Raw genomic sequence first — 789 nt, 5'->3', positions numbered from 1 at the left:
TACCGGTTAATAAAACAATCCCTGCCGAAATCAAGCGAGCAAACATATGAAAAAGATCTTTATTATAACAGGAATGGTTATATCCTTGATAATGCCCAATTTAGCTCTGGCGGTTCTTTCTCAAGATCAAAAGGTAGTGAAATCACCTGAGCTACAACAAACAGAATATCCAGAAATTATAAAATTATTAAAAAAACAAATTGATGTGAATAAAAGACAACTTGTATATGCAGAAAGAATTTATCAATCTCTAAAACATGATAAATTTACTAGAAATTATATAGCGGCAAATTATAGCAACATTTTTATCAAAGATCCAGAGTCGATCTACGATGAAAACAAACGTTCAAATGGACAATATACACAGATTTTGGAGAACGAAAAAAAGCTTTCTGGAAATTTTTCGCAAATGAATAAGGCTATTTTTGCACGTTTACAACATACAACATCCGTAGATAAAGCTGTAACTTTGCAAACTTTTGAAACGGTGGAAAATCGTTTTAAGTATATCTTATCACTGTTAGATGCACTTAGTAAAGCAGATAGTGTAAAAGAGATCTTTGATGTTCAAACAATTGTGGAAGGCACATTAACTATGATCAAAAATGAATCTATAAAGCTGCAAATGGTTGCACATTTACGCGATGCTGAGCACAAACTTATCAAAACAAAAAAACGTGAAATTGATATGAAAGTTTTTAGCAGTACTAACAAGGATATGCCTCGCATACGGTTTAATTAACCCAAATTCTTTATAACATTTGTTTTCTCTATATTTATAAATATTGT

General features: G+C 30.9%; 1 protein-coding gene. It reads left to right on the top strand.

Going from position 1 to position 789, the window contains the following annotated elements:
• The first annotated feature begins 46 nt into the window (after window positions 1-46).
• Window positions 47-742 (top strand): type IV secretion system protein, encoded by a 696-nt coding sequence (locus ACFIKI_RS08395; RefSeq protein ID WP_375666754.1) that lies wholly within the window; start codon window positions 47-49, stop codon window positions 740-742.
• Window positions 743-789 lie beyond the last annotated feature (47 nt).

It is taken from the genome of Bartonella sp. TT121SHDZB (assembly GCF_042193415.1).
Lineage (GTDB): Bacteria > Pseudomonadota > Alphaproteobacteria > Rhizobiales > Rhizobiaceae > Bartonella.
Note: the sequence above shows the minus strand (reverse complement) of the source record. Positions and strands in the feature narration are given on the sequence as shown.

Coding starts and splice junctions, on each gene's coding strand:
- ACFIKI_RS08395 (WP_375666754.1), top strand. CDS start 47: ATGAAAAAGATCTTTATTATAACAGGAATGGTTATATCCTTGATAATG.